This window comes from Candidatus Sulfotelmatobacter sp., from assembly GCA_035504415.1.
Taxonomy (GTDB): Bacteria; Vulcanimicrobiota; Vulcanimicrobiia; order Vulcanimicrobiales; family Vulcanimicrobiaceae; genus Vulcanimicrobium.
Map to the genome: position 1 here is coordinate 25,953 of DATJRY010000014.1, position 25,520 is coordinate 51,472.

At 70.1% G+C, this 25,520-nt stretch carries 21 protein-coding genes; 12 read left to right on the forward strand and 9 right to left on the reverse strand.

The genetic code is table 11. The features are described from left to right. Positions 1 to 5: 5 nt before the first annotated feature. Genes nrfD through VMD91_12430 form a run of 7 tightly spaced genes read right to left on the reverse strand, consistent with a single transcriptional unit; the run spans position 6 to position 8,064 of the window. Complete coding sequence (gene nrfD / locus VMD91_12400) at positions 6 to 902, reverse strand: NrfD/PsrC family molybdoenzyme membrane anchor subunit (GenBank protein HTW84865.1); 897 nt, start codon at positions 900 to 902, stop codon at positions 6 to 8. After that, complete coding sequence (locus tag VMD91_12405) at positions 899 to 1,711, reverse strand: 4Fe-4S dicluster domain-containing protein (protein ID HTW84866.1); 813 nt, start codon at positions 1,709 to 1,711, stop codon at positions 899 to 901. Before VMD91_12405 ends, nrfD begins: the two co-directional genes overlap by 4 nt. Further along, on the reverse strand, positions 1,711 to 4,923 hold the full coding sequence (fdh, locus tag VMD91_12410) for a formate dehydrogenase (protein HTW84867.1): 3,213 nt from the start codon (positions 4,921 to 4,923) through the stop codon (positions 1,711 to 1,713). The genes VMD91_12405 and fdh overlap by 1 nt, the downstream gene beginning before the upstream one ends. A 28-nt stretch (positions 4,924 to 4,951) precedes the next feature. Continuing rightward, complete coding sequence (locus VMD91_12415; protein HTW84868.1) at positions 4,952 to 5,650, reverse strand: 1-acyl-sn-glycerol-3-phosphate acyltransferase; 699 nt, start codon at positions 5,648 to 5,650, stop codon at positions 4,952 to 4,954. Next, positions 5,647 to 6,486, reverse strand: coding sequence for a carotenoid biosynthesis protein (locus VMD91_12420; GenBank protein ID HTW84869.1), 840 nt, complete (start codon positions 6,484 to 6,486; stop codon positions 5,647 to 5,649). The genes VMD91_12415 and VMD91_12420 overlap by 4 nt, the downstream gene beginning before the upstream one ends. Next, positions 6,483 to 7,613 (reverse strand): glycosyltransferase family 2 protein, encoded by a 1,131-nt coding sequence (locus VMD91_12425; protein HTW84870.1) that lies wholly within the window; start codon positions 7,611 to 7,613, stop codon positions 6,483 to 6,485. Before VMD91_12425 ends, VMD91_12420 begins: the two co-directional genes overlap by 4 nt. A 43-nt stretch (positions 7,614 to 7,656) precedes the next feature. Further along, a complete protein-coding gene (locus VMD91_12430; GenBank protein HTW84871.1) occupies positions 7,657 to 8,064 on the reverse strand; it encodes a hypothetical protein in 408 nt (135 codons plus the stop codon). Between the two features lie 177 nt (positions 8,065 to 8,241). Here VMD91_12430 and VMD91_12435 point away from each other — a divergent pair, with 177 nt between their 5' ends. Genes VMD91_12435 through recQ form a run of 3 tightly spaced genes read left to right on the forward strand, consistent with a single transcriptional unit; the run spans position 8,242 to position 12,208 of the window. Then, positions 8,242 to 9,471 carry a hypothetical protein gene (locus VMD91_12435; protein HTW84872.1) on the forward strand — a complete coding sequence of 410 codons (1,230 nt, stop codon included), beginning with the start codon at positions 8,242 to 8,244 and terminating at the stop codon, positions 9,469 to 9,471. 38 nt (positions 9,472 to 9,509) lie between these two features. Next, positions 9,510 to 10,322 (forward strand): hypothetical protein, encoded by an 813-nt coding sequence (locus tag VMD91_12440; GenBank protein ID HTW84873.1) that lies wholly within the window; start codon positions 9,510 to 9,512, stop codon positions 10,320 to 10,322. Positions 10,323 to 10,372: 50 nt separating this feature from the next. Then, positions 10,373 to 12,208: a DNA helicase RecQ gene (gene recQ, locus VMD91_12445; GenBank protein ID HTW84874.1), complete on the forward strand. Its 1,836-nt coding sequence runs from the start codon at positions 10,373 to 10,375 to the stop codon at positions 12,206 to 12,208. Positions 12,209 to 12,224: 16 nt separating this feature from the next. On the opposite strand, the gene VMD91_12450 is transcribed toward recQ, so the two are convergent. Continuing rightward, positions 12,225 to 13,181, reverse strand: a complete 957-nt coding sequence (locus tag VMD91_12450; GenBank protein HTW84875.1) for an NADP-dependent oxidoreductase — start codon at positions 13,179 to 13,181, stop codon at positions 12,225 to 12,227. A gap of 192 nt (positions 13,182 to 13,373) precedes the next feature. Here VMD91_12450 and VMD91_12455 point away from each other — a divergent pair, with 192 nt between their 5' ends. The 4 genes from VMD91_12455 (at position 13,374) to VMD91_12470 (ending at position 19,488) form a co-directional block, all read left to right on the forward strand. Further along, the gene (locus tag VMD91_12455; protein HTW84876.1) at positions 13,374 to 16,592 is read left to right on the forward strand and encodes a TonB-dependent receptor; all 3,219 of its coding nucleotides are present in this window, start codon (positions 13,374 to 13,376) and stop codon (positions 16,590 to 16,592) included. Positions 16,593 to 16,602: 10 nt separating this feature from the next. Beyond that, positions 16,603 to 17,274, forward strand: a complete 672-nt coding sequence (locus tag VMD91_12460) for a response regulator transcription factor (protein HTW84877.1) — start codon at positions 16,603 to 16,605, stop codon at positions 17,272 to 17,274. A gap of 46 nt (positions 17,275 to 17,320) precedes the next feature. Then, the gene (locus VMD91_12465; GenBank protein ID HTW84878.1) at positions 17,321 to 18,757 is read left to right on the forward strand and encodes a HAMP domain-containing sensor histidine kinase; all 1,437 of its coding nucleotides are present in this window, start codon (positions 17,321 to 17,323) and stop codon (positions 18,755 to 18,757) included. Between the two features lie 77 nt (positions 18,758 to 18,834). After that, positions 18,835 to 19,488, forward strand: a complete 654-nt coding sequence (locus VMD91_12470; protein ID HTW84879.1) for a DUF892 family protein — start codon at positions 18,835 to 18,837, stop codon at positions 19,486 to 19,488. A 3-nt stretch (positions 19,489 to 19,491) separates the two neighbouring features. Here VMD91_12470 and VMD91_12475 read toward each other — a convergent pair whose 3' ends face one another. Beyond that, positions 19,492 to 20,055 carry a DNA-3-methyladenine glycosylase I gene (locus tag VMD91_12475; GenBank protein ID HTW84880.1) on the reverse strand — a complete coding sequence of 188 codons (564 nt, stop codon included), beginning with the start codon at positions 20,053 to 20,055 and terminating at the stop codon, positions 19,492 to 19,494. A 113-nt stretch (positions 20,056 to 20,168) separates the two neighbouring features. On the opposite strand from VMD91_12475, the gene VMD91_12480 reads away from it, so the two are divergent. From VMD91_12480 to fusA, 5 genes are all read left to right on the forward strand, one after another. Then, a complete protein-coding gene (locus tag VMD91_12480; GenBank protein ID HTW84881.1) occupies positions 20,169 to 21,560 on the forward strand; it encodes an MFS transporter in 1,392 nt (463 codons plus the stop codon). Then, the gene (locus VMD91_12485; protein HTW84882.1) at positions 21,553 to 22,332 is read left to right on the forward strand and encodes an alpha/beta hydrolase; all 780 of its coding nucleotides are present in this window, start codon (positions 21,553 to 21,555) and stop codon (positions 22,330 to 22,332) included. The genes VMD91_12480 and VMD91_12485 overlap by 8 nt, the downstream gene beginning before the upstream one ends. Before the next feature lie 114 nt (positions 22,333 to 22,446). Further along, on the forward strand, positions 22,447 to 22,890 hold the full coding sequence (gene rpsL, locus VMD91_12490) for a 30S ribosomal protein S12 (GenBank protein ID HTW84883.1): 444 nt from the start codon (positions 22,447 to 22,449) through the stop codon (positions 22,888 to 22,890). Between the two features lie 21 nt (positions 22,891 to 22,911). Continuing rightward, complete coding sequence (gene rpsG, locus VMD91_12495) at positions 22,912 to 23,382, forward strand: 30S ribosomal protein S7 (GenBank protein ID HTW84884.1); 471 nt, start codon at positions 22,912 to 22,914, stop codon at positions 23,380 to 23,382. Between the two features lie 21 nt (positions 23,383 to 23,403). Continuing rightward, positions 23,404 to 25,512, forward strand: a complete 2,109-nt coding sequence (gene fusA, locus VMD91_12500; protein HTW84885.1) for an elongation factor G — start codon at positions 23,404 to 23,406, stop codon at positions 25,510 to 25,512. Positions 25,513 to 25,520 lie beyond the last annotated feature (8 nt).

Below are 25,520 nucleotides of genomic sequence, written 5' to 3' on the forward strand. Positions count from 1 at the left end.
CCCGATCAGGCGGCCGGGGGCTGCGCTTTCTCGCGCGCGGCCATGCGGGCGCGCTGCGGCTCGACGGTGTACTTCGGATCGAGTGCCGATTGCTTGCCGGCCGCCAGCACGGTGAAGCGCTCGCACATCCCGGCCGCCGCGACGCACGCGGCCGCGATCGTCGAGACGGTGCGGCTGCGCCGGCCGAGCAGGCCGAGCACGGCGCCGGTCAGGGCGAGCGTGTTGGTCGCGCGCTGCAGCGCGCCGGCCCGGCCCGTGTGGTACGGCTCGGCGAGCAGCGGCCCCAGCCGTGTCTCCATGATTCCGCCGACGCCGACCATCGCGAGCGCACCGCCGATCATCAGCCGTCGTGCCGATCCGCTTTCGGCGAGCGGCGCGAACGCGACGCCCGCCGAGCCGGCGGCCGCCACCGCGCTCGAGGCGAACAGGAACGGCAGCACGTCGTGCGCTTCGTGCCACGCCGGCGTCGCGGTGTCGGCGACCAGCGCGGCCGTGTACGTCGCCAGCGCCGGGCCGACCAGGCCGGCCAGTGCCTCACCGGCGTACTGGGTGCGCCGCCAGCCCAGCAACTCGGCCAGCGTCGAGCCGCCGAGCGCGGCGCCGTACGCGCTGAAGATCCACGTCCCCACGCTCATCGGCGAGGTCGGCTTGAAGACGCGCAGCATGTTGTAGAAGCGTGCGGGCCGACCGAGGTCGACGATGAGCAGCGGTCCGGCGAGCGCGATCGCGGCCAGCGCCGCGCGCTTCTCGGCGTTCGCGAGCTTGTGCGCGCCGCGCATGCGGGCGCACGCCATCGCGACCGCGCCGGCACCGGCCAAGCCGCCGAGCCAGAAGTAGACGTCGATGTACCAGCCCCAGATGTGCGGCCGCACGATCGGCTTGCCGTAGTACGAGTCGCTCATTGCCGCTTCGTTCCGAGCGCCGCCAGCGCGGTGACGCCGACGATCGCGAGCGCGGCCAGGCCCGCGTGTTTCCAAATCGACAGCAGATCGCGTGTGGTGTCGATCGGATCCGGCGGCAAACCGTAGACCTCGGGCTTGTCGAGCAACAGGAACATCGAACCGCCGCCGCCGATCCCGTCGTTCTGGTCGCGGAGATAGAGCGACGCGTCGGTGTACATCCCGCCTTCGCGCACCTTGGCCAGTCGTGCGTCGGCCCGCGCGCGCAGCTCGTCGAGCTCGCCGAATTGGATCGACTGCGTCGGACAGGCCTTCGCGCAGGAGGGTTCCTCGTTGTCCTTGAGCCGGTCGTAGCAGAGCGTGCACTTGGCGGCGCGGCCGGTCTCTTCGGAGCGCCCGATGACGCCGAACGGGCAGGCCGGCACGCAGTAGCCGCAGCCGTTGCAAACGTCCTGCTGCACGACCACCGTGCCGTGCTCGGTGCGGAAGAGCGCACCGGTCGGGCAGACGTCCAGGCACGCCGCGTGCGTGCAGTGCTTGCAGACGTCGGACTCCATCAGCCAGCGCCCGGACTGTTCGACGAACGCGACGTGGCGCCAGGTGGTCGCGGAGAGCGCGCCGGTGTTGTCGTACGACTCGCCGCTGAAGTCGTAGCCGTCGCTGGGGATCTGGTTCCACTCCTTGCACGCGACCTCGCACGCTTTGCAGCCGATGCACAGCGTCGTGTCGGTGAAGAAGCCCACGCGCGGCTGCGCCTCGTCGCCGTAGGTGGCTTGTTCGCGCGGCGCGCCGGTCGCGTCGAAGAGCTCCATCAGTCCTCCGTCTCCAGTCCCGCGCGGGTGCGGTACTCGTTGAGCAGCTCGACCACCGCGCGTCCGCGCGGCCGCCGGCCGGGACGAATGTCGCAGGTCGTCGCCTTCGACTCGCCGATGTGCACGTTCGGGTCGGCCGTCATCGGCCACAGGTCGTTGGCCGCGTCGCCCGTCACCAGGCCTTGGAAGCCCCAATGGTACGGCAGCCCGACGACGCAGGTCGTGCGGCCCTCGACGCACTCGTCGTGCATACGCTCGGTGACCAGCACGCGCGCCTCAATCGCGCTGCGGGCGGTGATGATCGTCGCCCAGCCGCCGTTCTCGAGGTTGCGCAGGCGCGCCAGCGCGGGGCTGATCTCGCAGAACATCTCCGGCTGCAGCTCGGAGAGATGCGGCACCATGCGCGACATCCCGCCTGCGGTGTGGTGCTCGGTCAGCCGGTAGGTCGTCGTGATGAACGGGTACACGCGCGCGTGCGGATCGCCGTCGACCGGCTGCAGCTCGTTGTGGACGTGCGGCCAGTGCTCGCGGGTCGGGCTGGCGCGCTGCGTGTAGAGCGCGTTCTTGAAGGGCGACTCCTCCGGCTCGTAGTGGGTCGGCAACGGACCGTCGAGCAGCCCGTCGGGCGCGAACAGCCAGCCTTTGCCGTCGCCTTGCATGATGAACGGCGAGACGCCGTCGAGCGCCTTCTCCGCGGTCGCGCCGTCGGGCGGCACGTAGTCGGGTCGCTTCGTCTTGTCGAAGTCGGGGACGTCGGGGCCGGTCCACTCGCCCTTCGCCTCGTCGAACCACATGAGTTTCTTGCGCTCGCTCCACGGTTTGCCGGCCGGATCGGCGGAAGCGCGGTTGTAGAGGATGCGCCGATTGGCCGGCCACGCCCAGCCCCATTCGGGCGCGATCTCGCTCTGCTCGTTGCCGGGCTTCCGTCGGGCTGCCATGTTCTGGCCGTCGGCGTACACGCCGCAGTAGATCCAACAGCCCGCTCGCGTCGAGCCGTCCGCCTTCAGTTGCGTGTAGGTCGAGATCGGCTTGTCCTCGGCGTCGTAGCCGTTGATCTCTTGCAGGACCGCGTCACCGTCGGGATCGTGCTGCGATCCCGTGGTCGGGTAGTCCCAGGTGAGGTCGAGCACCGCGCGGTCCTTCGGGTCGTTCTTCGCGGCCAGCTTGGCGCGGATGCGTTTGCCCAACTCGTAGTAGAACCACAGCTCCGAGCGGCAGTCGCCCACCGGCTCTTTCGCCTGATGGCGCCATTGCAAGAGCCGCTGCGTGTTGGTGAACGAGCCTTTCTTTTCGGTGTGGTCGGCGGCGGGGAGGAAGAAGACTTCGGTCTTGATGTCCTCGGTGCGCAGCTCCCCGCGGTCGATCTCCGGCGAGGTGTGCCAGAACGCCGCACTCTCGATCTCGAACAGGTCGCGCACGACGAGCCAGTCCAGCTTCGCCATCGCGCGGCGATGGAGCGATGCGTTCGCGGAGCCGACCGCCGGGTTCTCGCCGACGACGAAGAAGCCCGGCACCTTGCCGTCGAGCATCGCCAGGATCGACGGATACGTCGAGTGGTCGCCGGTTGCCCGCGGCAGGTAGCCGAAGCAGAACTCGTTCTCCGGCGTGGCGCGATCGCCGTACCACGATTTGAGCAGGCTGACCGTGTAGGCGTCCATGTGCGCCCAGTAGCCGGCCTTCGACGAAACGGCGTCGACGAACGTCTTCAGGTCGGTGTGGTCGACCATCGGCGTCGGGATGTAGCCCGGCAGGATGTCGAACAGCGTGGGGATGTCGGTCGAGCCTTGGATTGAAGCGTGGCCGCGCAGGGCGAGGATGCCGCCGCCGGGGCGCCCGATGTTGCCGAGCAGCAGTTGCAGGATCGAGGCGGTCCGGATGTATTGCACGCCGACGGTGTGCTGCGTCCACCCGACCGCGTAGCAGATGGCGGTCGTCCGTTCGCGCCCGGAGTTCTCGGCCATCGCCTTGGCGACGTTGAGGAAGTCCGCCGCCGGCGTCCCGCAAATCTTCTCCACCATCTCCGGCGTGTAGCGCGCGAAGTGCCGTTTGAGGATCTGGAAGGCGCAGAACGGATCTTGCAGCGTCGGATCGACGTGCGGCGGTTTGCCGTGCTGCAATGTCGGGCCGCTCCCGCCCTTGCCGGAGCCCTCACCGGACTGCGCGCTCGTGCGCTGACCGGCGGCGCCGTGCATCGCAATGCCGCGGTATTGCCACGAGGTGAAGTCGTACTCCCGGGCTGCGGGATCGAAGCCGGAGAAGAGACCGTCGAGCTCCTCGGTGTCGCGGTAGCGCTCGTCGATGATCGTCGACGCGTTGGTGTAGGCCTTGACGTACTCGTCGAACCACAACCCGTTGTCGAGCACGTACTTGATGATGCCGCCCAGGAACGCGATGTCGGAGCCCGGGCGGATGCGTACGAAGTCGTGCGCGACGGCGCTGGTGCGGGTGAAGCGCGGGTCGACGTGGATGACGCGCGCACCGCGCTCGCGCGCTTCCATCACCCATTGGAACCCGACCGGATGGTTCTCCGCCATGTTCGAGCCCATGATGAGGATGCAGTCGCTGTTTTGCAGGTCCGCCGGAAACGTCGTGGCCCCGCCGCGGCCGAATGAGGTGCCTAGACCAGGCACCGTCGAGCTATGTCAAATTCGGGCTTGATTCTCGACTTGCACTATCCCCAAGCCCGTGTAGAGCTTCTTCATGAGATAGTTCTCTTCGTTGTCGAGCGTCGCGCCGCCGAGGCTGGCGATGCCGAGCGTGCGCCGCAGCGGCCGTCCCTGCGCGTCACGGTCTTCCCATGTCTTTTCGCGCGTCGCAATGACGCGGTCGGCGATCATGTCGACGGCCGTGTCGAGGTCGAGCGACTCCCAGCGCGTGCCGTGCGGGCGGCGGTACTTCACCTTGTACTCGCGCAGCGGGCTCTGCGTCATCGTGCGACTCGCGGAGCCTTTTGGACACAAGCGGCCGCGCGAGAGCGGCGAGTCCGGATCGCCCTCGATCTGCACGACCTTGTCGTCTTTGACGTAGATCCGTTGACCGCAGCCGACCGCGCAGTACGGGCACACCGACTGCACGACTTTGTCGGCGGTCGCGGTGCGCGGCGTCAGCGCCGCCGAGGCGTCGGAACGAGCGGCTTCGGCGAGGCCGAAGCGGTCGCGGCCGAGTTGCCGCAGGAACGCCAACGGGGCGCGCGGACGATCCGAAGCATCCATGGCCGAGCGTTACCCACGGAATGGGGCCTCACCCGCTGCTCCCGTCGGCCGCCTGGCTAAGGGCGCGAACGGCGCGTTCGACCGCGTCGGGCGGCGTGTCGGGTGCGAGCGGGGCGCCCAGGCGTGCGTCGATGCGCCAGCGTTCGCCGGTACGCGCGTAGGCGAAGCCGAGCGGCACGAGCGGGACCCTCGCGCCGGCGCGCTGCGCCAGGTTCGCGATCGTTCGGTAGCCGGCCGCGAACGGGAGAAACCCGTCGCCGTCGCGTGCCGGCCGCGGCGCATCGCCCGGCGTGGGATCGACGAGCGGATACCCTTCCGGAAACACCACGACGACGCGGCCGTCGCGCAACAGGTGCGCGGCGTCCCGCAGTCCGCGGCGCAGATAGCCCATCAGCTCGCTCGCCGCGAAGGCGCGCGCGTGCGGGAGCGCGGCTGGCCGCAGGACGACCGGCCAACCGGCCAGCGCGCAGGCGCGCTCCATCCAGCGGCGCTGCCGCGCGTTCGCCGTCCAGTCGAGCGCGACGACGATGTGCACCGGCCGCGGCAGCCGCGTCAACAGCACGGCGCCGTCGAGCAGATGGTGGTAGTGCCGCGCGACGATCAGTGCCGGCCCCGCGCGCGGCAGGTGCTCGAGGCCGCCGACGTCGACGGCGGCGGTCTGCGTCGCGAGCGCCCAGTGCGCGATCAGCCGCGGGCCGAGCGCGCCGAGCGGTGGGTAGCGGCTCACCGGGCGCCGGCGAGCCGCGCGCGCCGCGGCCGCGGCCGCACGGCGAGCGTCGCGGGCGCGAGGCTGAGCGCGACCCCGATCAGCGCGACCGGCCACATTCCCGCCGCCAACGCGAGCACGATCGACCAGGCGACGTTGGTCGCGTAGACGGCGTACGGCATCGCCGCCGGCGAGGCGGGAGCGGAGCGCTCGTGCCACGACCAGCGCGCGAGGCCGATGAACGCCAGGCCCGTGCCGAACCAGCCTGCCAAGTTTCGCAGCGGCATCCCGAAATACGGACCGCGCTCGAACCATTGCCAAAAGTGCAGGTACTGCAACTGCGGCGCCGCCATCGACGGATCGAGCACGAGGTCCCACGCGACCAGGAAGTAGGTGCCCAGGACGATCGACGCGAGCGTGCGGCGCGGTCGCGCGCGCACGATCGTGTCGGCCAGCACGAACGAGGCGAAGCCCATGTAGAACCACGCCAGCGGGATGGTGAACGGCACGCGGCCGAAGAGTTTCGGACCCAGGAACGCCAGGTACGCGTAGCCGCCGAACGGCCATCCGGTCTTCGTTCCAGTCAGCTCGGCGGTCGCCGAGAGCACCGTCGCGGCCACGAAGAAGAGCAGCGTGCGCCGCCAGCCGTACGCCCACCCGCCGTACGCCAGCATCGCCAGCGCGCCGAGGATCATCCCCGTGCCGCCGGCCCGTTCGAGCGCGAAGGTGTAGAACGCCGCGGCACCCGGCGAGTGCGCCCACAGCTCCGGATGCGGGATCGCGATCAGGATGCCGAACAGGCCGAACACCATCGCGACCACGTGCGCGATGACGAGCGCCCACGCGACGCGCTTCACGCCGGCTCGTCCACCAGCGTGCGCCCGCGCCAGGTGTGCCGGCGGCGCAGCGCGCTCGCGCCCAGGAGTGCGAGCGCCGGGAGATCGGCGAGCGGCGAGAGCCAGTAGGTCCACGGCGGGCGCACGTACGCGCGCCGGGTCCCCACCAGCACGCCGACACGCATCGCGACCAGCGCGGTCGCCACCGTGCGCACGAACGCCGCGCCGGTGACCACCTTGCCGGCCGCGAAGGCCAGCACGAGCAGCGGCAACGGCATCCCTTGCGCGAGGACCAGCTCGGCGAACGTCAGCCAAAAGCGCGCCGGCGTCACGTATCGATCGCGCAAGGTCAGCGAACGCGGCCAGCTCGCGGCGCAGTCGCGCCACGAGTCGTGCATCCGCACGACCGCGTCGCCTTCGTAGAAGCCGACCCGACCGCCGTCGGCCGCCAGCGTGCGCGCGATCGTGACGTCCTCGCAGCGCGACGCGCGTGCGGCGCCGATCGCGTCGCACGCCAACAGACCGTTGGTGCGCGCGACGAAGACCTGTCCGTTCGCTTGCACGCGCAGCGGGTCGCGGGTCGCCTGGTTCGGGATGCCGGCGCGGTAGACGAGCGTGGTCAGGAACGCCGGATGCAGCAGCCCGGCGCCCGCGTCGGGCAGACGTTGGCGCGTCGCGACGCTGAGCGCGACCAGGCGCGCATCGCGCAACCGCGCGACGCCGGCGGCCAGCAGGTGCGCGCCGACGCATGCGTCGGCGTCGACGGTGGCGATCCACTGCGTGCGCGTCGCGCGCAAGCCCGTCTCGAGGTTCCACGCCTTGCCGTTCCAGCCGGCCGGCGCCGGTCCGGCGGCGATCAGGCGCAGCCGCGGTTCGTTCGCGGCGAAGCGCTCCACCAGCGTCTCCGTGCCGTCGGTCGAGCCGCCGTCGACGACGAGGATCGCCGCCAGCTCGGGTCCGCACGCCGCCAGCGCCGCGAGCGCCGGGCCGAGGCGGTGCTCTTCGTTCAACACCGGGACGACGGCCGTGATGCGCTGCGTGCCGTCGGCCGGCGCGTCGGTCAGCGGCGTGCCGCCGGCGGTGCGCACCAGCCGCACGCCGACCCGCAGGCCGGCGAGCGCTGCCGCCACCGCGAGCACGACGAGCACCATCGCCGTGCCAGGTGCGCGCGTGGCGGCGGAAGTCCTGGCGTCACTCGAGCATCCACGGCTCGGGAACCGGCCGCCGGCGGCCGCCGACATAGAGGTAGCGCCCCCGGCGTGTCCGGCGCGGCGGGGCGGTGAAGGGCGCCGCGTCGCGGGTCAGCTCGCAGAGCATCTCGTCGTGCCGGCGATAGCGCAGCCGGCGGCCGTCGTCGTCGTCGATCACCTCGCGTGCGCTCGAGCGCTCCAGCTCGAGCTCCAGCAGACGAATGGCGGCGAAGCCGCCGTGCTGCTGCGGCGGGACGAGCGCCCACCCGTGGATCGAGGCCAGGCTGAAGTACGGCCGCAGGATCCCCGCGATCGCGAGCCGGCCGTCGACGGCCGGGACCAGGATCGTCAGGACGCACGGGCGTTCCGCCCATGCGCCGAGCTGCTCGACGAACGCACCGAGTCGCACCGCACACCCTCCGCGGCGACAGGAACGGTACAGGTATACCGAGCGTCGTGCCCGGCCTCCTAGCGGTCACAGTTCTTGCCCTTTGTCAAGTGATCGAACGCATACTAGACGTGGGCGCGGCGATGCGCTCACGATAGGCGTGCACCACCACGTCGATGAGAAGAGCGAGGCGCTCGGGTGAGCCGATCGGTCGTTCTCGTGCGACGGATCGCCTGGCTCGCCATGACGGCGTGCGCGGTTCTCGTGACTGCGGGCCTTGCTGCCTGTGGTCCGGGCAGCGTTGCCTCGGCGGCGCGGCCGTCGGCGACGGCCACCCCGGTCGCGTTGCCGAGCGCGTCGCCGTTCGCGCTGGTGGAACAGACCACGGTCGACCTGGTCGCGACCGGCGCGTCGCCGCCGCCGGTCCCGCTCCCCGCGGGCAACGGCTTCGCGCCGACGCTGCTGCTGCCGGCGCCGCAGACCGCGACCACGGCGACCCTGACCGCGCTGTTGACGAATCAGGCGCTCAGCGGGGTTCCGCCGCTTTGGTACCTGCGGAGCGCGCGGGCTGCACGTGCCGTCGCCGCGCTGAGCACAAGCAACGCCACCGTGCTCGTGTTCCTGCAGCTCTACTTTAGTACGCCGGTGATGCTGCCGTCGGGACCGGCGTTCACTTTCGACGTGCCGGCCGGCGACATCGTCGGCGGCGCGCAGTACTTCGTCGCGCTCTACGATCCGACCCGACCCTCGCTCGGTTGGCAACTGGGCTTCGAAGGTCCCGGCGCGGTGACCGGGACGACGATCGCGTTCGCTCCGAACGCGAGCGCGTTCACGTTCGCGGGCGAAGTCGTGTATTCGTTCGCGTTGCTCGCGCTGCCGGCGTCGCTCGGCGCACCGACGCCCGCGCCGTCCGTCTCGCCGATCGCCGTTCCGCCGCAGACGCCGCCGCCGACTCCGGCACCGACGCCGACTCCGGCGCCGACGCCGACTCCGACGCCGGTTCCGAGCGGCGGGACGATCGGCATCGTGATCCCGATCCCGACGCCGGCGCCGGTCGTGTGCGCGCCGGCGACGCTGGCGCTCGCGCCCGGTACCGTCGTCGTCGTCGCCTGCAGCGAGGCGGGCTACATCGACGGCTTCGCGGTCAGCGCGACCAGCCCGGGCGTCGTCAACGTCGCGGTGCCGACGCCGCGGCCGACGCCCGTCCCCACGGCCGCGCCGACCGGCGCGCCGACGCCGACGTCCGCGCCGACGTCGGCCCCCACGCCCAGCCCGTCGCCGACCGCCGGCGCGACCCCCGCGCCGCCCGCGCCGCCGCCCGTCTTCTCGTTCACCGTCACCGGGGTCGCGCCGGGCGCGACCACGCTGCTGGTGACGAGTCGCAACGGCGGCAGCGCCTCGATCCCCGTGACGGTGAGCTCACCGTGATGCTCGCCGCGACGCTCTCGTCTTGAAAGGACAGTGAGATGAAATCTGGTCTTCTCGCCTCGAGTCTGGCCGCCGCGCTGCTCGCAGCGTGTTCGGGCGCGCCGTCCGGGAGCAGCTCGAGCCCGTCCGCTACCGCGCCGATGGCGGCGCAGCGCGTGCAGGTCACCTTGACCATCAAAGCCCCGGCGACCACCAGCTTCGCGAAGAAGCGGCCGGCCTTCGTCGGCACCGCGACGACCGGCGGCTACGCGCGGGTCGACACGGCGGCGCCGATCGCGCTGAATTGCACCGGCAGCGCGCCGGCCGTCTGCACCGCGACGTTCGACGTGCTGACCGGCACGCACACCTTCGCCGGCGAGTTGAACGACACCAACAACAACGTGCTCTCCGAGGGTTCGACGACGGCCGACATCACCACCGGCTCGCCCAACGTTTCGTTGACGCCGCTCGGCGTCGCCAGCACGGTGAACTTCGATCAAACGATCACCGCGAGCGGCAACGGCGGCACCGGAACGATCACCGCCATCGGTGACGCCGACGGCGACGTGATCAGCGGCACCGCGTTCGACAACCCGGCGCTGACCGTCGTACAGACCGGTGGGGGCGGCGTGGTCACCATCGGGCAACCCGCGATCGACACCAGTCCCGGCGGCTCCGGTGCGTTCACCGTGACCTGCACCACGGCCGGCACGTTCACGCTCGGGGTGACGGCGGGGACGCAGAACACGCTCTTCGGCGACTGGAGCGGCGTGACGCCCAGCCTCGTCTACCCGGCGACCGCAGCGGCCTTGACCGGCGCCAACGGTACCGTGTCGAGCACCTGCGTCCAGGGCAGCGGCAGCTTCAACTGATCGCGGCGAGGGCCTCGCCGAACGGTCGTTTCGTCGCAGACGGCGAAGCGATGAGCTCCATGGCAGTCCAGGCGGCGGAGCTGCGCGAGGCCCTCGAGCGCTGGTTCGGGTTCACCTCGTTTCGACCGTCGCAAGAGGCGATCGTGCGCGACGTCCTCGACGGCCGCGACGTGTTCGCGCTGTTGCCGACCGGCGGCGGCAAGTCGCTCTGTTTCCAGTTGCCGGCGGTGCTGACCGACGGCTTGACGGTCGTCGTCTCGCCGCTGATCGCGCTGATGAAGGATCAAGTCGACGCGCTCGAGACCACCGGCGTGCCGGCGACGGCGCTCAACTCCTCGCTCGAGTGGTCCGAGCTGCGGCGCCGCCTCGACGGGCTCGAGCGCGGCGCCTACAAGCTGCTCTACGTCGCGCCCGAACGCCTGACCGTGCCCGGGTTCACCGACGACCTCGAACGCTGGGGGATCGCGCGCCTGGTCGTCGACGAGGCGCACTGCATCAGCGAGTGGGGCCACGACTTCCGGCCGGAATACCGCCGCATCGCCGGGCTGCGCCAGCGCTTTCCCGGCATACCGTGTTGCGCGTTCACCGCGACCGCGACCGCGCGCGTGCGCGACGACGTCATCGCGCAGCTCGCGCTGCAGCGGCCGGCGGTCCACATCGCCTCGTTCGATCGCCCCAACCTGACCTATCGCGTGCTGCACGCGCCGCGCAGCCTGGACGCGCTGCTGCGCTGGCTGCGCGCGCGGCCGGACGACGAGGCCGGCATCGTGTACGCCGGCAGCCGCGCCAACACCGAGAAGCTGGCCGACGCGCTGGCCGGCGCGGGGATCCCGGCCGTCGCCTACCACGCCGGGCTCGACGCCCAGACCCGCTCGCGCCGGCAAGAAGCGTTCATCCGCGACGACGTGCGCGTCGTCTGCGCGACGATCGCGTTCGGCATGGGCATCGACAAGTCCAACGTGCGGTTCGTCGTGCACTGGGACGTACCGCGCAGTCTCGAAGGCTACTATCAGGAGACGGGCCGCGCGGGACGCGACGGTTTGCCCGCCGAGTGCGCTTGGTTCTTCGCCTACGGCGACATCGCGCGCGTCGAGCGGTTCGTCGCCGAGAAGCCGGAGAGCGAGCAGCCCGCGGCGCGCGAGCAGCTCGAGCGAATCGTCCGGTTCGCGTACTCGAACGACTGCCGGCGGCGCGCGCTGCTGGCGTACTTCGGCGAGACCTATCCGGCGCCGAACTGCGAGGGCTGCGACAACTGCCTGGAACCGCGCGCCTCGTACGATGCGACGCTCGACGCGCAGAAACTGCTCTCGTGCATCTACCGCGTGCGCGAGTCGCACGGCTACGGCGTCGGCATCGCGCACGTCGTCGACGTGCTGGTCGGCGCGCGGACCGAGAAGATCGAGCGCTGGTTCCACGACCGTCTCTCGACCTACGGTATCGGGAAGGACCGCGACCGCACCGCGTGGCGTCACTTGGCCGACGAGCTGTTGCGGCTCGGCCTGATCTCGCAAGATCCGGCCCGGCACAACGTGGTCGGCTTGACCGACGCCGGGCGCCGCGCGCTGGTCGAACGAACGCCGATCGTCGTGCGCGAAGCCGTCGCGCACGTGCCCGCTCGCCGGACGCGCTCCGCGCGCGGCGCCGGCGACGACGCCGCCGAGTACGATCAGAACGTCTTCGGCGTGTTGCGCACGCTGCGCCGCCAGATCGCCGGCGAACGCGACGTCCCGCCGTACGTCGTCTTCAGCGACGCCGTGCTGCGAGCGATGGCGCGCGAGCTGCCGCGCACCGCGGCCCAGCTGCGCGCGATCAGCGGCGTGGGCGAGAAGAAGCTGGCCGACTTCGGGGCACGCTTCCTCGACGCGATCGCGAACGCGTTGCCCTGACCGCGCGCCCCGTTCCCTAGGAGTGGATCTGCAGCACGATCTTGCCCAGCACGTGACCCTGCTCGATGCGGCGGTGCGCGGCCGCGACGTCGGCCAGCGCGAAGCTCTCGACGTGCAGAGGAATCGTGCGGGTCCCGATCGCACGATTGAGCTCCTCGAACGCGGGGCGCGACATCGGACCGTCGGCGCCCAAGGCGCGATGACCGTCGGCGTGCGGTGCGGGCTCGACGCCGTTCGGGAACGCGAACGGGACGCCGTCGCGCAGGTGCGCCAAGAACGCCGCCAGCGTCTCGCCGCCGCTGGTGACGAGCGCGGCGTCGAAGCCGCTCGGCGCGACGCGCGCGATCGCCGGCACGCCGCTGCTGGGATGCGGATCGATCGCGTGCGCGGCGCCGAGGCGGCGGAGATAGTCGTGCGCGTCCGGACGCCCGGTCGCGACGACGTTCTCGCCGCGCGCGCCGGCGGCGAGCCAGACCGCGAGCGAGCCGACGCCGCCGCTCCCGCCGTACACGAGCAACGTCCGCCCCGAGCGCAGGTGCAGCGCATCCAAGCACGCCTGCGCGGTGAGCGCGACGCACGGGATCGCGCCGGCGACCTTTTGGTCGAGTTGGCGGGGAACGTGCCAGACGCGCTCGGCCGAGACGCTCGCGTACTCGGCGTAGAAGCCGCCGTGCGGGTTGTCGTAGCTGTAGGCGTAGACGCGATCGCCGACCCGCAGTCCGGTCACGTCGGCGGCGAGCGTGGCGACGGTGCCGCTGCCGTCGACACCGAGGATCTTCCCGGGGCTCACGGTGCCCCACGCGCCCGAACGCGCCTGGGCGTCCCACGTCCCGACGCTCGCGTAGTCGAGCGCGATCAGCACGTGATTGCGCGTCAAGCGCGGCACCTCGACGGTGCGCAGGTGGAACGCATCGGGCGGTCCGGCACCGTCGAGGACCGCTGCTCGCATCGTGGTCGGGATGCCCGCGCTCATGCCGTCTCCTTCGTCCCTTTATCCTACCGCCGGCGCGCCCCGACGTGAAGCATCGATGAGAGCATATGACGGCCGCTCGCCGTCTCAGAAACAACACAGCGCGCGATGCCAGGATTTCGCACGATGACTCACCGGACGGCGAGCCGTTGTCTTGCCTTCTTGCTTTCGCTCGTCGTGCCCCTCAGCTCGGCGATGCCGATTTTCGCGCAATCCGACTCCGAGGACGGCATCGTGCGCATCGTCGTCGAGGACGACGGGAAGAAGCCGCTCGGCAACGCGCGCGTCTTCCTCTTGGGCCCCAACCAGGCCAGCGCGCTGACCAATCAGACAGGAATCGTCAAGTATACCGACGTGCCGGTGGGCATCTACCGCATTCGGGTCACGCGGCCCGGCTATTTGCCGGTCATCTCGCGCTCGTTCGAAGTGCTCGGCAACAAGCAGGTCGACGTGACGGTCGATCTCGGCGTGCCCAACAATCCGACCGCGGCCGCGTCCGCCGGAACGGGCAACGCCAACACGAGCACGTCAGGCTTGCGGGTCATCGGCACGGTCCGCGCGCGGGCCGTCGTCTCGACCAGCGACGTCGACGACAGCAGTCCGGTGCGACGCATCTCCGACTCGCTTGCCGACGCGCTCAACACGCTGGCCGGCGTCGACGTGACCACGGCGTCGAACGACCCCGATGCGGCGCAGACGATCTCGCTGCACGGCCACGACGAGTCGCAGACCGCGGTGACGCTGGACGGCATCCCGCTCGGCGCGCCCGGCACGGCCGTCAACTTGCGCGGCATCGGGACCGACCTGTTCACCGGCGCCAGCGCGAGCTTCGGCGCGCGCGCCGGCGCGCTCGGCGGCGGCGTCAACTTCACCACCCTGCAGCCCACGCAGAGCTGGCAGTCGCGGCTGAGCGTGGCGGACGGCGCCTTCGACAAATACAACTGGTCGCTCGGCGAGACCGGCTCGATCGGCAAGCTCGGGATCGCGGTGATGACGACCAAACGCGGCGGCAACAACCCGCTCACCTTCCAGGATTACGAGGACGAGAGCGGCCTGACGTATCCCCACGGGGGCGAGTCGACCAGCGCCGGCGATCTGATCAAGCTGCGTTACGAGCTGACCGACACGACCAACGTCATCTATACGGCGCTCGAGAACAACACCGACGTCGCCACGCTGTGCACGCAGTTCACCGGGCCGCTCCCGTGCGGCATCGGACCGAACAACGTGAGCACCGGCAAGTACGGCTTCGATTACCTGACGGTTCAGCAGCTGGCCGGTCTGGTGGCGATCCAAGTCACCGGGTTCGAGTCCTCGCAGCACCAGCTGACCAACGACCTCGATCGCTACATCGCCGGCATCCCCTCGCCGTACTCGGCGCAAACGAGCACCTTGGCGCGCGGCATCGCCGCGCAGGCGACGGTCGCCAAGGACAACCACACCATCACCTTCAACGCGGCGACCTTCGCCGCGCAGACCTCGTTCGATCCGCTGGTCGAAACGGGGACCAGCCTGTTCCAAACCGGTTCGGTCAACGGCGTCGCCGCGTCGACGTACTCGCTGACCGATTCGATCAAGTTGAGCGACAAGATCTCGGTCGGGCCGCAGCTCTCGCTGGCGGACACCACCGGGTCGGGCAGCTCGATCCTGGGCGGCGTCGCCGGCTCGTGGCGGCCGAACGAGCGCGACACCTTCACCGGACAGATGTCGGTCGGCAGCTCGCAGCCGGCACCGGCGATCGTGCGCAGCTACAGCGATCCGAACTCCGCGCGCACGAACTGTTACGCGGGCACGGCGCAGGTCAGCGGTCCGGGCGACCAGCCCACCAAGCAGTCGGCGATCGACTACGAAGCGACCTGGTCGCATGCGTTCGCCGACGGCGCGATCCTCAACGCCGACGTGTACCGCCAGAGCCAAGCCGGTCAGCTCGTCAACGCCGCGGTGACCGCCGCCGCCGCCGGGCTTTCGCCGACCAGCCCGTACTACGGCGCGGTCGTCGGCTACTACTCGAGCGTGTGTCCGGTGCCGCCGTTCTCGGAGCCGAACATCTACGTCAGCGAGCCGGTCAACGACACGACGCGCGTCTATCAGGGCTTCGACATCAGCGGCCGCTTCGGATTGGGACGCGACTTCACGGTCATCCCGTCGTACTCGACCAACTCGTCGTTCTACGCCGCCGCCGATCCGCGCTTCACCGGCGTGGGCAGCACGCTGGTCCTCTTCGAGCAGCTCTACGGCCGGCCGTTGCACAAAGCCAACCTCACGCTGGACGCGTTCAACCCGCCCAGCGGCCTCGAGTTCCTCGCCAACGCGCAGTACGCCGGCATCGACAACAGCCAGCACCTCGCGCCGTACGTCTCGGTGAGCCTGGGCATCTCGCACCCGCTCGGGATCGGGCAGATCACGCTGTTCGAGACCAACGCGTTCAACACCGAAACCGGGTACTTCTCGACGCTCGCGTACGCCGAGCCGGAACCGCTCGTCGGGGCGCCGCCGCTGCTGGTGGCGGCCAATCCGCTGCCGCCGCGCACGCTGCAGCTCTCGTACAGCTTCAACACCGGTGCGCGACCGGGCGCGGGCGGCGCGCACATCCCGGGGATGCGCGGCGGCGGACGGCAGCTGGCGCAAGCCGCGGCGAGCCCGTCGCCCGGTCCGGGCGGGCCGCGCGGCGTGTTCGGCTTCGGCCAGCTGCACTTCGTCGAGCCGCCGGTCGGAACCGATCCGCTCGCGGTCGCGGTCACCCGGCCCGAGTGCACGGCCGACCTGCAGCCGCTGGCGCAGAAGGCGCTCGCGCAGCTGGCGGTCGCGGCGCACGCGTTCGCGGGCGGCGCGACCACGCTGCCGGCCGTCGACGGCGTCGAGGTCACGCCGCACGGCGACGCCAAGGGCGCGTGGTGGTTCGGGCTGGGGCCGCAGATCCCGCCGGGCTTGTTCCGCCGCCCGCAAAACGCGCAGGCCGGAAACGGCGGCGGCGGGCGTCGGGGCGGCTTCGGCGGTCCAGGCGGTCCGGGCGGCCCCGAGGGCCCGCCGGGCGGTTTCCAGCCGGAAGTCGCGGTCGGCCCGAACGCGCAGACCGCTCCGCGGCCGCAGTTCTCGCCCAGCCCCGAGCTGATCGCGGCGTTGCAGCCCTTCCGCGCGCTGGTCTCGTGCTCGTACGGCACCGTGCTCACCCCGGCCGAGGCGACCGCGAAGGGCCTGGACGTCGGCGCGGGCGGCCCCGAGCCGCCGCCGGCGCCCGGCGCGAGCCCCGAGCCCAGACCCTCGCCGTCGCCGGGAGCGAGCCCCCGGCCGGGAGAAGGGCGAGGCCGCGGGGGCCGCGGTGGACGCGGATTCCTGCAGTATGCTCCGAACGTCGGCATCTTCGTGGTGCGGGCGCCGGAGCTCGGCACCGGTGGAGGGAGCGTCAAACAGTAGGATGGCCAGCGTGGCACGAGTCCTGGTGATCGACGACGAGCGGCACCTGCGAGAGCTCCTCGAGCTCGGGCTGGGGGAAGACGGCTTCGAGGTCAAGAGCGCACCCGACGGCCGAACCGGCCTGCAGATCGTGCGCGACTGGCGACCGGATGCGATCGTGCTGGACGTGATGCTGCCGTTCGTCGACGGCCTCGAGCTGTTGCCGATGCTGCGGCGCGTCACCGAGGCGCCGATCCTGATGCTCAGCGCCAAAGCCGACACGGACGACAAGATCACCGGCTTGCGGCGCGGCGCCGACGACTACATCCCCAAGCCCTTCGAGATGACCGAGCTGGTCGCGCGCCTGCAGTCGGCGCTGCGCCGCCCGCGGCTCGAGCAGCCGTCGATCGTCTCGTACGCCGACCTCTCGATCGATCTGGACCGCCGCGACGTCAAGCGCGGCGACCGCCACATCGACCTCTCGGCGCGCGAGTACGCGCTGCTGCTGACGTTCGTGCGCAACCCCGAGCGCGTCTTCACCCGCGACCAGCTGCTCGATCTGGTGTGGGGGACCGATCGCGACGTCGGCCCGGGTGCGGTCGAGACCTACGTCTCGTACCTGCGCGCCAAGATCGACGCCGGCTTCGAACCGAAGCTGATCCGCACGATCCGCGGCGCCGGCTACGCCTTACGGGCACACTAGATACCGGTGATGGACCGAGCGCCGCGGCTCACGGAGCGCCGCTGAAATGTTCACGACCTTCGCGCGTAGGCTGACCTCCTGGTACGTGGTGGCGGGCGTCGCGTTGGTCGTGCTGGTGATGGGCGCGCTGGCCGTCGTCGCGCTGTACTTCTACGTCCAGCTCGTCGACGACGGCGTCGACGCCAACGCACGCGAGGCGGTCGGTTTCAGCGAGCGGGCGCTGCTGCGCCACCAAACGTTCGTCGACTCGGCGCGCGAGCTGGAGGCGCGCTTGTTGCGCAGTGGTATCCGCATCGTCGCCTATCAGTTTCCGCCGCCGCCGCGCGGTAGCGCGCCGCACCAGCACCACGAACCCACCGCGACCATCGTCATGGGCGGCCAAGTGTTCCACGGTGACGTGCGCGAGCACCGCTTGCAGGGTAGCCGCCTGGGGTTGGCGATCCAGACCGCGTTCGGCGGCCGCCGGCAAACGGTCGATTTCGTCGGCGGGTGGATGGACATCTTGCCGGATCCCGACGCGACGCAGCGCGTCGCGCTCTGGCTGCTGGGCGGCTTGGTGATCGTCGGCGGGCTCGCCGGCGCGCTGGCCTGGGCGACGGGGCGCTTCATCACCTCGCAGGCACTGCAGCCGCTGGTCGAGGTGACGCACGCTCTGCAGCGCTTCGCCGCGCGCGACTTCCGGCCGCAGTCGATCGCGGTAGCCGGCAAGAGCGAGTTCGACGCCATCGCGCTGGCGTACAACGCCGCCGCCGCGCAGGTCGCCGCAGCGTTCGCCGAACGCGCGCTGGCCGAGCAGCAGATGCGGCAATTCGTCGCCGACGCCGGTCACGAGCTGCGCACGCCGCTGACGATCGTGCTCGGCTACATCGACCTGTTGCGCCGCCGCGCCGACGAGGGCGACGAGCGCTCGCGCCGGATCTTCACCTCGATCGCGCTCGAAGGCGCGCGCATGCGCACGCTGATCGACAACCTCGTCCTGTTGGCGCGCATGGAAGGCGACGATCGCCGCGAGGTCGAGCCGTTCGAGCTGCGCCCGCTGCTCGAGCAGATCGTCGAAGGCCGCCGGCTGATCGCCCCCGGGCGCCGGCTGGACCTCGACCTGGGCGTCGACGCCACCGTGATCGGCAATCGCGACGAGATCCACGAAGCGATCGCCAACGTGGTCGACAACGCGCTCAAGTACGCGCCGGGCTCGCCGATCGAAGTGCGCGCGCGCGCGGTCGAAGGCGGCGTCGAGATTCGCGTCCGCGACTACGGCCCGGGCATCCATGGCGAGGACCGCGACGCGATCTTCGATCGCTTCTACCGCGGCCGCGAACGCGGCGAGGTCGAAGGTTCGGGGCTCGGCCTGGCGATCGCCAAGCGTGCCGTCGAACGGGCCGGCGGCACGCTGACGCTGGCCGACACCTCACCGGCCGGCACGACGTTCGCGATTCGCTTGCGTGCCGATCAGGCGACGCCCCGCGAACGCGTGCACCTCTAGCGCCGGCACCACACCGCGCGAGCGTGAAGCGGTCGCTCGGCATAGCGGAGCCCGCGCCTGGGCACGTTGAGCGGGCGATGAACGACAGCGACACCTCCGCCCAGACCGTCCGCTACGCTTCGACCGGCGCCGCGAGCGACGAAGCCGACAAGCGCGAGGAGCGCGAGCGGCACTCGCTGCAGGCCTACGTGAGCGATCTCCTGGCACTCGAACGCCACATCGAGAAGCCGCTGGGCAGTCAGCGCAACGCCGAAGCGCTCGGCGCGTACCCCACGGTCGCGGCGACCATCGAACGCGTCGCGAGCCAGAACCGCGCGCACATCGACGCGCTCGAGATCGCGCTGGCGCGCTTGGGCGGCCATCCTGCCGCGCCGCTCAAGTCGGCCTGGATGGCGCTGCTGGGCGATGCGGCCTCGGCGATCGGCGCGACGCGCAAGACGAAGGTCACCAAGTGGCTGCGCGACGACGACACCGCGCTCAACCTCGCCGCGTTCAGCTACGGCCTCTTGCACGCGACCGCGGTCGGCCTGGGCGACGAGGGCGTCGCGGCGCTGGCGCGCGCCGCGATGGCCGACTACGCGCGCTCGGTCATGGAGATCAACCAGATCGTCCCCGACGTCGTCTTGCGCGAGCTGGCACAGGAAGGGAACCTGGTCGTCGCCGGTTCCGCCGAAACGATTCGCGAGCAGACCAACGCGATCTGGCGCCGCGAGTCGGGCGTCGCGCGCTGAGGCTCAGACCTCACGTTTGGCGAGCGTGACCATCTCGCGCATGCGCGGGTGGTCGCGCTCCTGCTGGCGCATCCACTCTTCGAGATCGGGGACTTGGCCGCCGGTGCGGAAGACCCAATAGTACGTGTTGAGGTCGCCCAAATACGCGAAGCGCTTCTTGGTGTCGCGGCGCAACGCGTCGTAGCTCGGAAACGAGCGTTGATAGCTCGCGATCGAGCCGAACTCGGTGGTCAGCTCGAGCAGCGTGCGCGCGTTGCGAACGGTGCCGGCGATCTTCGGTCGCGAGTGAACGATGCCGCCGGCGCGCATCAGCCGCTCGACGTCATCCTCGCCGTACGCGGCGACTTTGTGCACGTCGAACTCGTCGAAGGCGCGGCGATAGTCGTCCCAGTGCGCGTCGACCATCGCCCAGGAAAGGCCCGCTTGAAAGACGGCCCGGCTGATGATCGCCAGGTGATCCGCGAGCGTGGGCTCACGGACGATGCGCGGAATCCGATCGACCGGGGTCGGGCGCTTGGGTACCCGGATCGGCGGCGCCGCTTTGGGTTCTTGCCTCGCTCGTGCCACGTCCGGCCGTACCTTCGCCGTTGGTTGCTCGCTCCTCTTGGCTCGCCAGGCTATCAAAAAGGCAGGGTCGACCCGATCGGGCGGCGCTCTAGTCCGGGGTGCGAGAACGGTGGGTGCTGATCGCGGCCGTCATCGGCTCCGGGATGAGTTTCATCGACCAGACCGCGGTCAACGTCGCGCTGCCGATCATGCAGCGCGACTTGCATGCCGACGCTCGCTCGCTGCAGTGGGTGATCGAGGGCTACACGCTGTTCCTCGCCTCGCTGATCCTGCTCGGCGGCGCGCTCGGCGACCGCTACGGTCGGCGGCTGATGTTCATGATCGGCCTGGCGATCTTCGCGCTGGCGTCGCTCGGGTGTGCGCTGGCCGGCAGCATCGTGGTGGTCAACGCCGCGCGCGCGGTGCAAGGCGTCGGTGCGGCGCTGGCGGTCCCCGAGTCGCTGGCGCTGATCAGCGCGAACTTCTCCGGTGCGGCACGCGGCCGCGCGATCGGGACCTGGTCCGGCTTCGCGTCGGCCACCGGCGCCATCGGTCCGGTCCTGGGCGGCTGGCTCGCCGAGCACTGGTCGTGGCGCGGCGTCTTCCTGATCAATCTTCCGCTGGCGGCGCTGGCGATCGCAATCTGCTGGCTGCGCGTCCCGGAGAGCCGCGACCCCGACGCGCCGCTGCGGCCCGACGTGGTGGGGCCGCTCCTCGCGACCGGCGGTTTGGGTGCCCTCACGTTCGGGCTGGTGCAAGCGCAGAGCGGTCCGATCGACGCCCGTCTGCTCGGCCTGTTCGCGCTGGCGCTGGTGCTGGCGATCGCCTTCGTCGTCGTCGAGCATCGTACGCGCGCGCCGATGATTCCGCTCGATCTGTTTCGTTCGCGAGCCTTCAGCGGCGCCAACATCTACACGCTGTTCCTGTACATGGCGCTCGGCGGCAGCCTGTACTTCGTCCCGTATCTGCTGATCAACGTGCAGCACTACACGCCGGTCGACGCCGGCGCGGCGCTGCTCCCGTTCGTCCTGCTCAACGCGCTGCTCTCGCGCTGGGCGGGCGGCCTGATGGGGCGCATCGGCGCGCGCGTCCCGCTCGTCGTCGGCGCGGCCCTGGTGGCGTGCGGGATGCTGGCCTACGCACGACCCGGCGTCGGTGCTACCAACTATTGGACGACGTACTTCTGGGCCGCGGTCGTGCTCGGCTTGGGCACCGCCTGCTTCGTCGCGCCGCTGACGACGACGGTCTTCGACTGCTCGCCGCCGCAGGACAGTGGCGTGGCGTCGGGCTTCAACAACGCCGTGGCGCGCAGCGCGATGCTGTTCGCGATCGCCGTGTTCGGCATCGTCCTAGTCCGCGTCGCTCCGGGCGCCGCCCGCCTGGGCGCGGGGGACCCGAGCGCCTACCTGCACGGTTTCCGCGCCGTCATGCTCGCTTCGGTGGCGTTGTGCGCGCTCGCGGCGGTGCTCGCCGTCGTCCTGATCCCGGGCCGGCCGCAGCGGCACATTGAGCCGGGCCATGGGTGAGGTCGAGCTGATCACCAACGACGACGTGCAGTTGGCGGTGGAGCGGCGGGGCGGCGGGCCGCGGCGGGTGCTCTTCGCGCATGGTTGGATCTCGGGGCGGCGGATGTGGTACGAGGTCGCGGACCGGCTCGACCCCGCCCGGTTCACCAGCTACGCGCTGGACTTCCGCGGGGCCGGACTGAGCGACCGGCCGATGGCCGGGCACGATCTGGACGGCTACGCCTCCGACCTGCGGGCGGCGCTCGCGGCCGTCGGCCCGGCGGTCGTCGTCGCCCACTCGATGGGGGCCAAAGTCGCGCAATACGTGGCGACCGAGCGGAACGTCGCGATCGAGAAGTTGATCCTGGTCGCGCCGGGAAGCGCCCGCGCCTATCGGGAGGCGCCCAAGCAGCGGGCGCTCGCCGAGGAGGTTTATGGGTCGCGCAAGCGGATCGAGCGCTTCCAACGCGGGGCGATGACCCGGCTGCCGGCGCCGGAGGTCATGGAACGGATCGTCGAGGACGCCCTGATCGCCCAGCGCGAGCACTGGTTCGGCTGGTACGAGCACGGCCGCTCGGCCGAGTTCGTGGATCGGCTCGACCGGATCGACGTCCCGACCCTCGTGGTGGCCGGTGAGAAGGACCCGCTGGCGCCCCCCAGCCGGGTCCGGCGGGACGTCGTGGACCCGATCGCTGGGGCTCTCTTCGTCAACCTGCGCAACGCCGGGCACAACCTGCCGGTTGAAACGCCTGAGGAGCTAGCCGCCATCGTCGAGCGGTTCGCCGCCGGCTGAGCCGGGGCGGACGGGGGGTCCGCTCGTTGACGCCCCCCGTGGCGCATGGTATGCTTCGAGGGTTCCGGCCCACCCGCGCGGTGTGGCCGATTTCGTGTGCGTTCGGAGAACTGAGTGCCAACCATTTCGCAGCTGGTCCGTAAGGGCCGCGAGAAACAGCAGAAAAAGGTGAAAACCCCGGCGTTCCGCGTCGTCTCGACCGGACCCAAGCCGGGTCACCCCGATCTGCCCAACCGCACCTTCGAGGTGCCGGGCAACCCGCAGCGTCGCGGCGTCTGCACTCAGGTCAAGACGATCACCCCCAAGAAGCCGAACTCGGCGCTGCGCAAAGTGGCGCGTGTTCGCCTCACCAACGGTGAGGAAGTGACGGCCTACATCCCGGGGATCGGCCACAACCTCCAGGAGCACTCGGTGGTGCTGATCCGCGGCGGCCGCGTCAAGGATCTGCCCGGCGTGCGCTACCACATCATCCGCGGGACGCTCGACACGTCGGGCGCCGCGAATCGCAAGCAAGGCCGTTCCAAGTACGGCGCCAAGCGCAACGTCAAGAAGAAGTAGAAGAAGGAAGCCTCGAGAGACATGCCGCGTAAGGGCCCGGTTCCCAAGCGTCCCATCCTTCCCGATCCGAAATTCGGGTCGAAAGTGCTCGCGCGCTTCATCAACAAGGTGATGCTGCGTGGGAAGAAGTCCGTCGCCGAGCAGATCACCTACGGTGCGCTCGAGATGATCGCGACCAAGTCGGGTCGCGATCCGATGGACGTCTTCAATCAGGCGCTGGGCAACACGATGCCGCAGGTCGAGGTCCGTCCTCGCCGCGTCGGCGGCGCGACCTATCAGGTCCCGATGGAGGTCCGTCCGGACCGCCGTCAGGCGATGGCGATGCGCTGGCTGATCGGGTACGCGCGTTCGCGTCCCGGCCGCTCGATGACCGAGAAGCTCGCCAACGAGCTGCTCGACGCGTCCAACAACCAGGGTGCCTCGATCAAGAAGCGCGAGGACACTCATAAGATGGCCGAAGCCAACAAGGCCTTCGCGCACTACCGCTGGTAAGGCGGCGCTTCGCTTTCAATCATGGCTCTCAAACGCGAATATCCCCTCGAGCGCACCCGTAACATCGGCATTGCCGCGCACATCGACGCAGGCAAGACGACGGCGACGGAGCGCATCCTTTTCTATACCGGCCGGACGCACAAGATCGGTGAAGTCCACGACGGCGCTGCCACCATGGACTGGATGGTCCAAGAGCAGGAACGCGGGATCACCATCACGTCCGCCGCGACTGCCTGCACCTGGCGCGACACGCGCATCAACATCATCGATACGCCAGGCCACGTGGACTTCACCGTCGAGGTGGAGCGCTCGCTGCGCGTCCTCGACGGCCTGGTCGCGTTGTTCGACTCGGTCGCCGCGGTGCAGCCGCAGTCCGAGACCGTCTGGCGTCAGGCGAACAAGTACGCCGTCCCCCGGGTCATCTTCGTCAACAAGATGGACCGGATGGGCGCCGACTTCTTCAATTGCGTCAAGCAGATCCGCACCCGCCTGGGCGCCCCGGCGACGCCGATCCAAGTGCCGATCGGCGCCGAGGACAAGTTCGAGGGCGTCGTCGACCTGTTCACGATGAGCAAGATCGTCTACACCGACGACCTGGGCTCGACGATGGACCACGTCCCGGTCACCGAGGTGGACGGCGAGTTGTTCACGACCGCGCAAGAGTGGCGCCAAGCGCTGATCGAGGCGATCGCGGAGCAGGACGACGAGCTGCTCGAGCTGTTCTTCGACGGCCAGGAGATCCCGGTCGAGCGTCTGCACAAGGCGCTGCGCGCCGCGACGATCGCCGGCAAGGTGCTGCCGATGCTTTGCGGTTCGGCCTTCAAGAACAAGGGCGTCCAGCCGCTGCTCGACGCGGTCGTCGACTTTCTGCCCTCGCCGCTCGACGCCAAGCCGATCACCGGCAAGGACCCGAAGGACGACGAGACGATCAGCCGTCAGCCCGGCGACGACGAGTACTTCTCGGCGCTGGCGTTCAAGATCGCGACCGATCCGTACGGCAACCTGACGTACTTCCGCGTCTACTCGGGCGTGCTCGAGAAGGGCAGCTACGTCTACAACGCGCGCAGCGGACGCAAGGAGCGCATCGGGCGCATCCTGCGGATGCACGCGAACCACCGCGAGGACATCGACGCCATCGGCGCCGGCGACATCGCCGCGGCGGTCGGTCTGACCGACACGCGCACCGGCGACACGCTGTGCGACGAGAAGCACCCGATCCTGCTCGAGAACATCACCTTCCCGGAGCCCGTCATCTCGCAGGCCATCGAGCCGAAGACGAAGGGCGACCAGGACAAGATGGGCATCGCGCTCACGCGTCTGGCGCAGGAAGATCCGACCTTCCGCATGCGCACGGACGAAGAGACCCAGCAGACGATCATCGCCGGCATGGGTGAGCTGCACCTCGAGATCATCCTCGATCGGCTCAAGCGCGAGTTCAAGGTCGAAGCGAACGTCGGCAAGCCGCAGGTCGCGTACCGCGAAGCGATCACCAAGACCGTCGAGAAGCAGGGCAAGTTCGTCCGGCAGACCGGTGGTAAGGGTCAGTACGGCGACGTGTGGGTCCGCCTCTCGCCGGGTGAAGTCGGTACCGGCTATACCTTCGAGTGGAAGATCGTCGGCGGCGTGATTCCCAAAGAATTCCAGAAGCCGGTCATGGAAGGCATCCGCGAGGCGGCCCAGTCGGGCGTGCTGGCCGGGTTCCCCGTGCTCGACTTCAAGGTCGAAGTCTTCGACGGCTCGTTCCACGACGTCGACTCGAGCGAAATGGCGTTCAAGATCGCCGGCTCGATGGCGTTCAAGGAAGCGAACCGGTCCGCCGGTCCGATCCTGCTCGAGCCGATCATGGGCGTCGAAGTCACCGCGCCGCGCGACTACATGGGCGCGGTCAACGGCGACCTCAACCGCCGTCGCGGTCAGATCCAATCGCAGGACGAAGCCGTCGGCGGCGCGGTCGTCATCAAGGCGAACGTCCCGCTTTCGGAGATGTTCGGCTACGCGACCGATCTGCGTTCGGCGACACAAGGCCGCGCGACCTACACGATGGAGTTCTCGCACTACGAGAAGGCGCCGAAGTCCGTCGAGGAAGAGATCGTCGCAAAGTCTCAGGGCAAGAAGCTCTCACCCGTTTAGCACGAAGA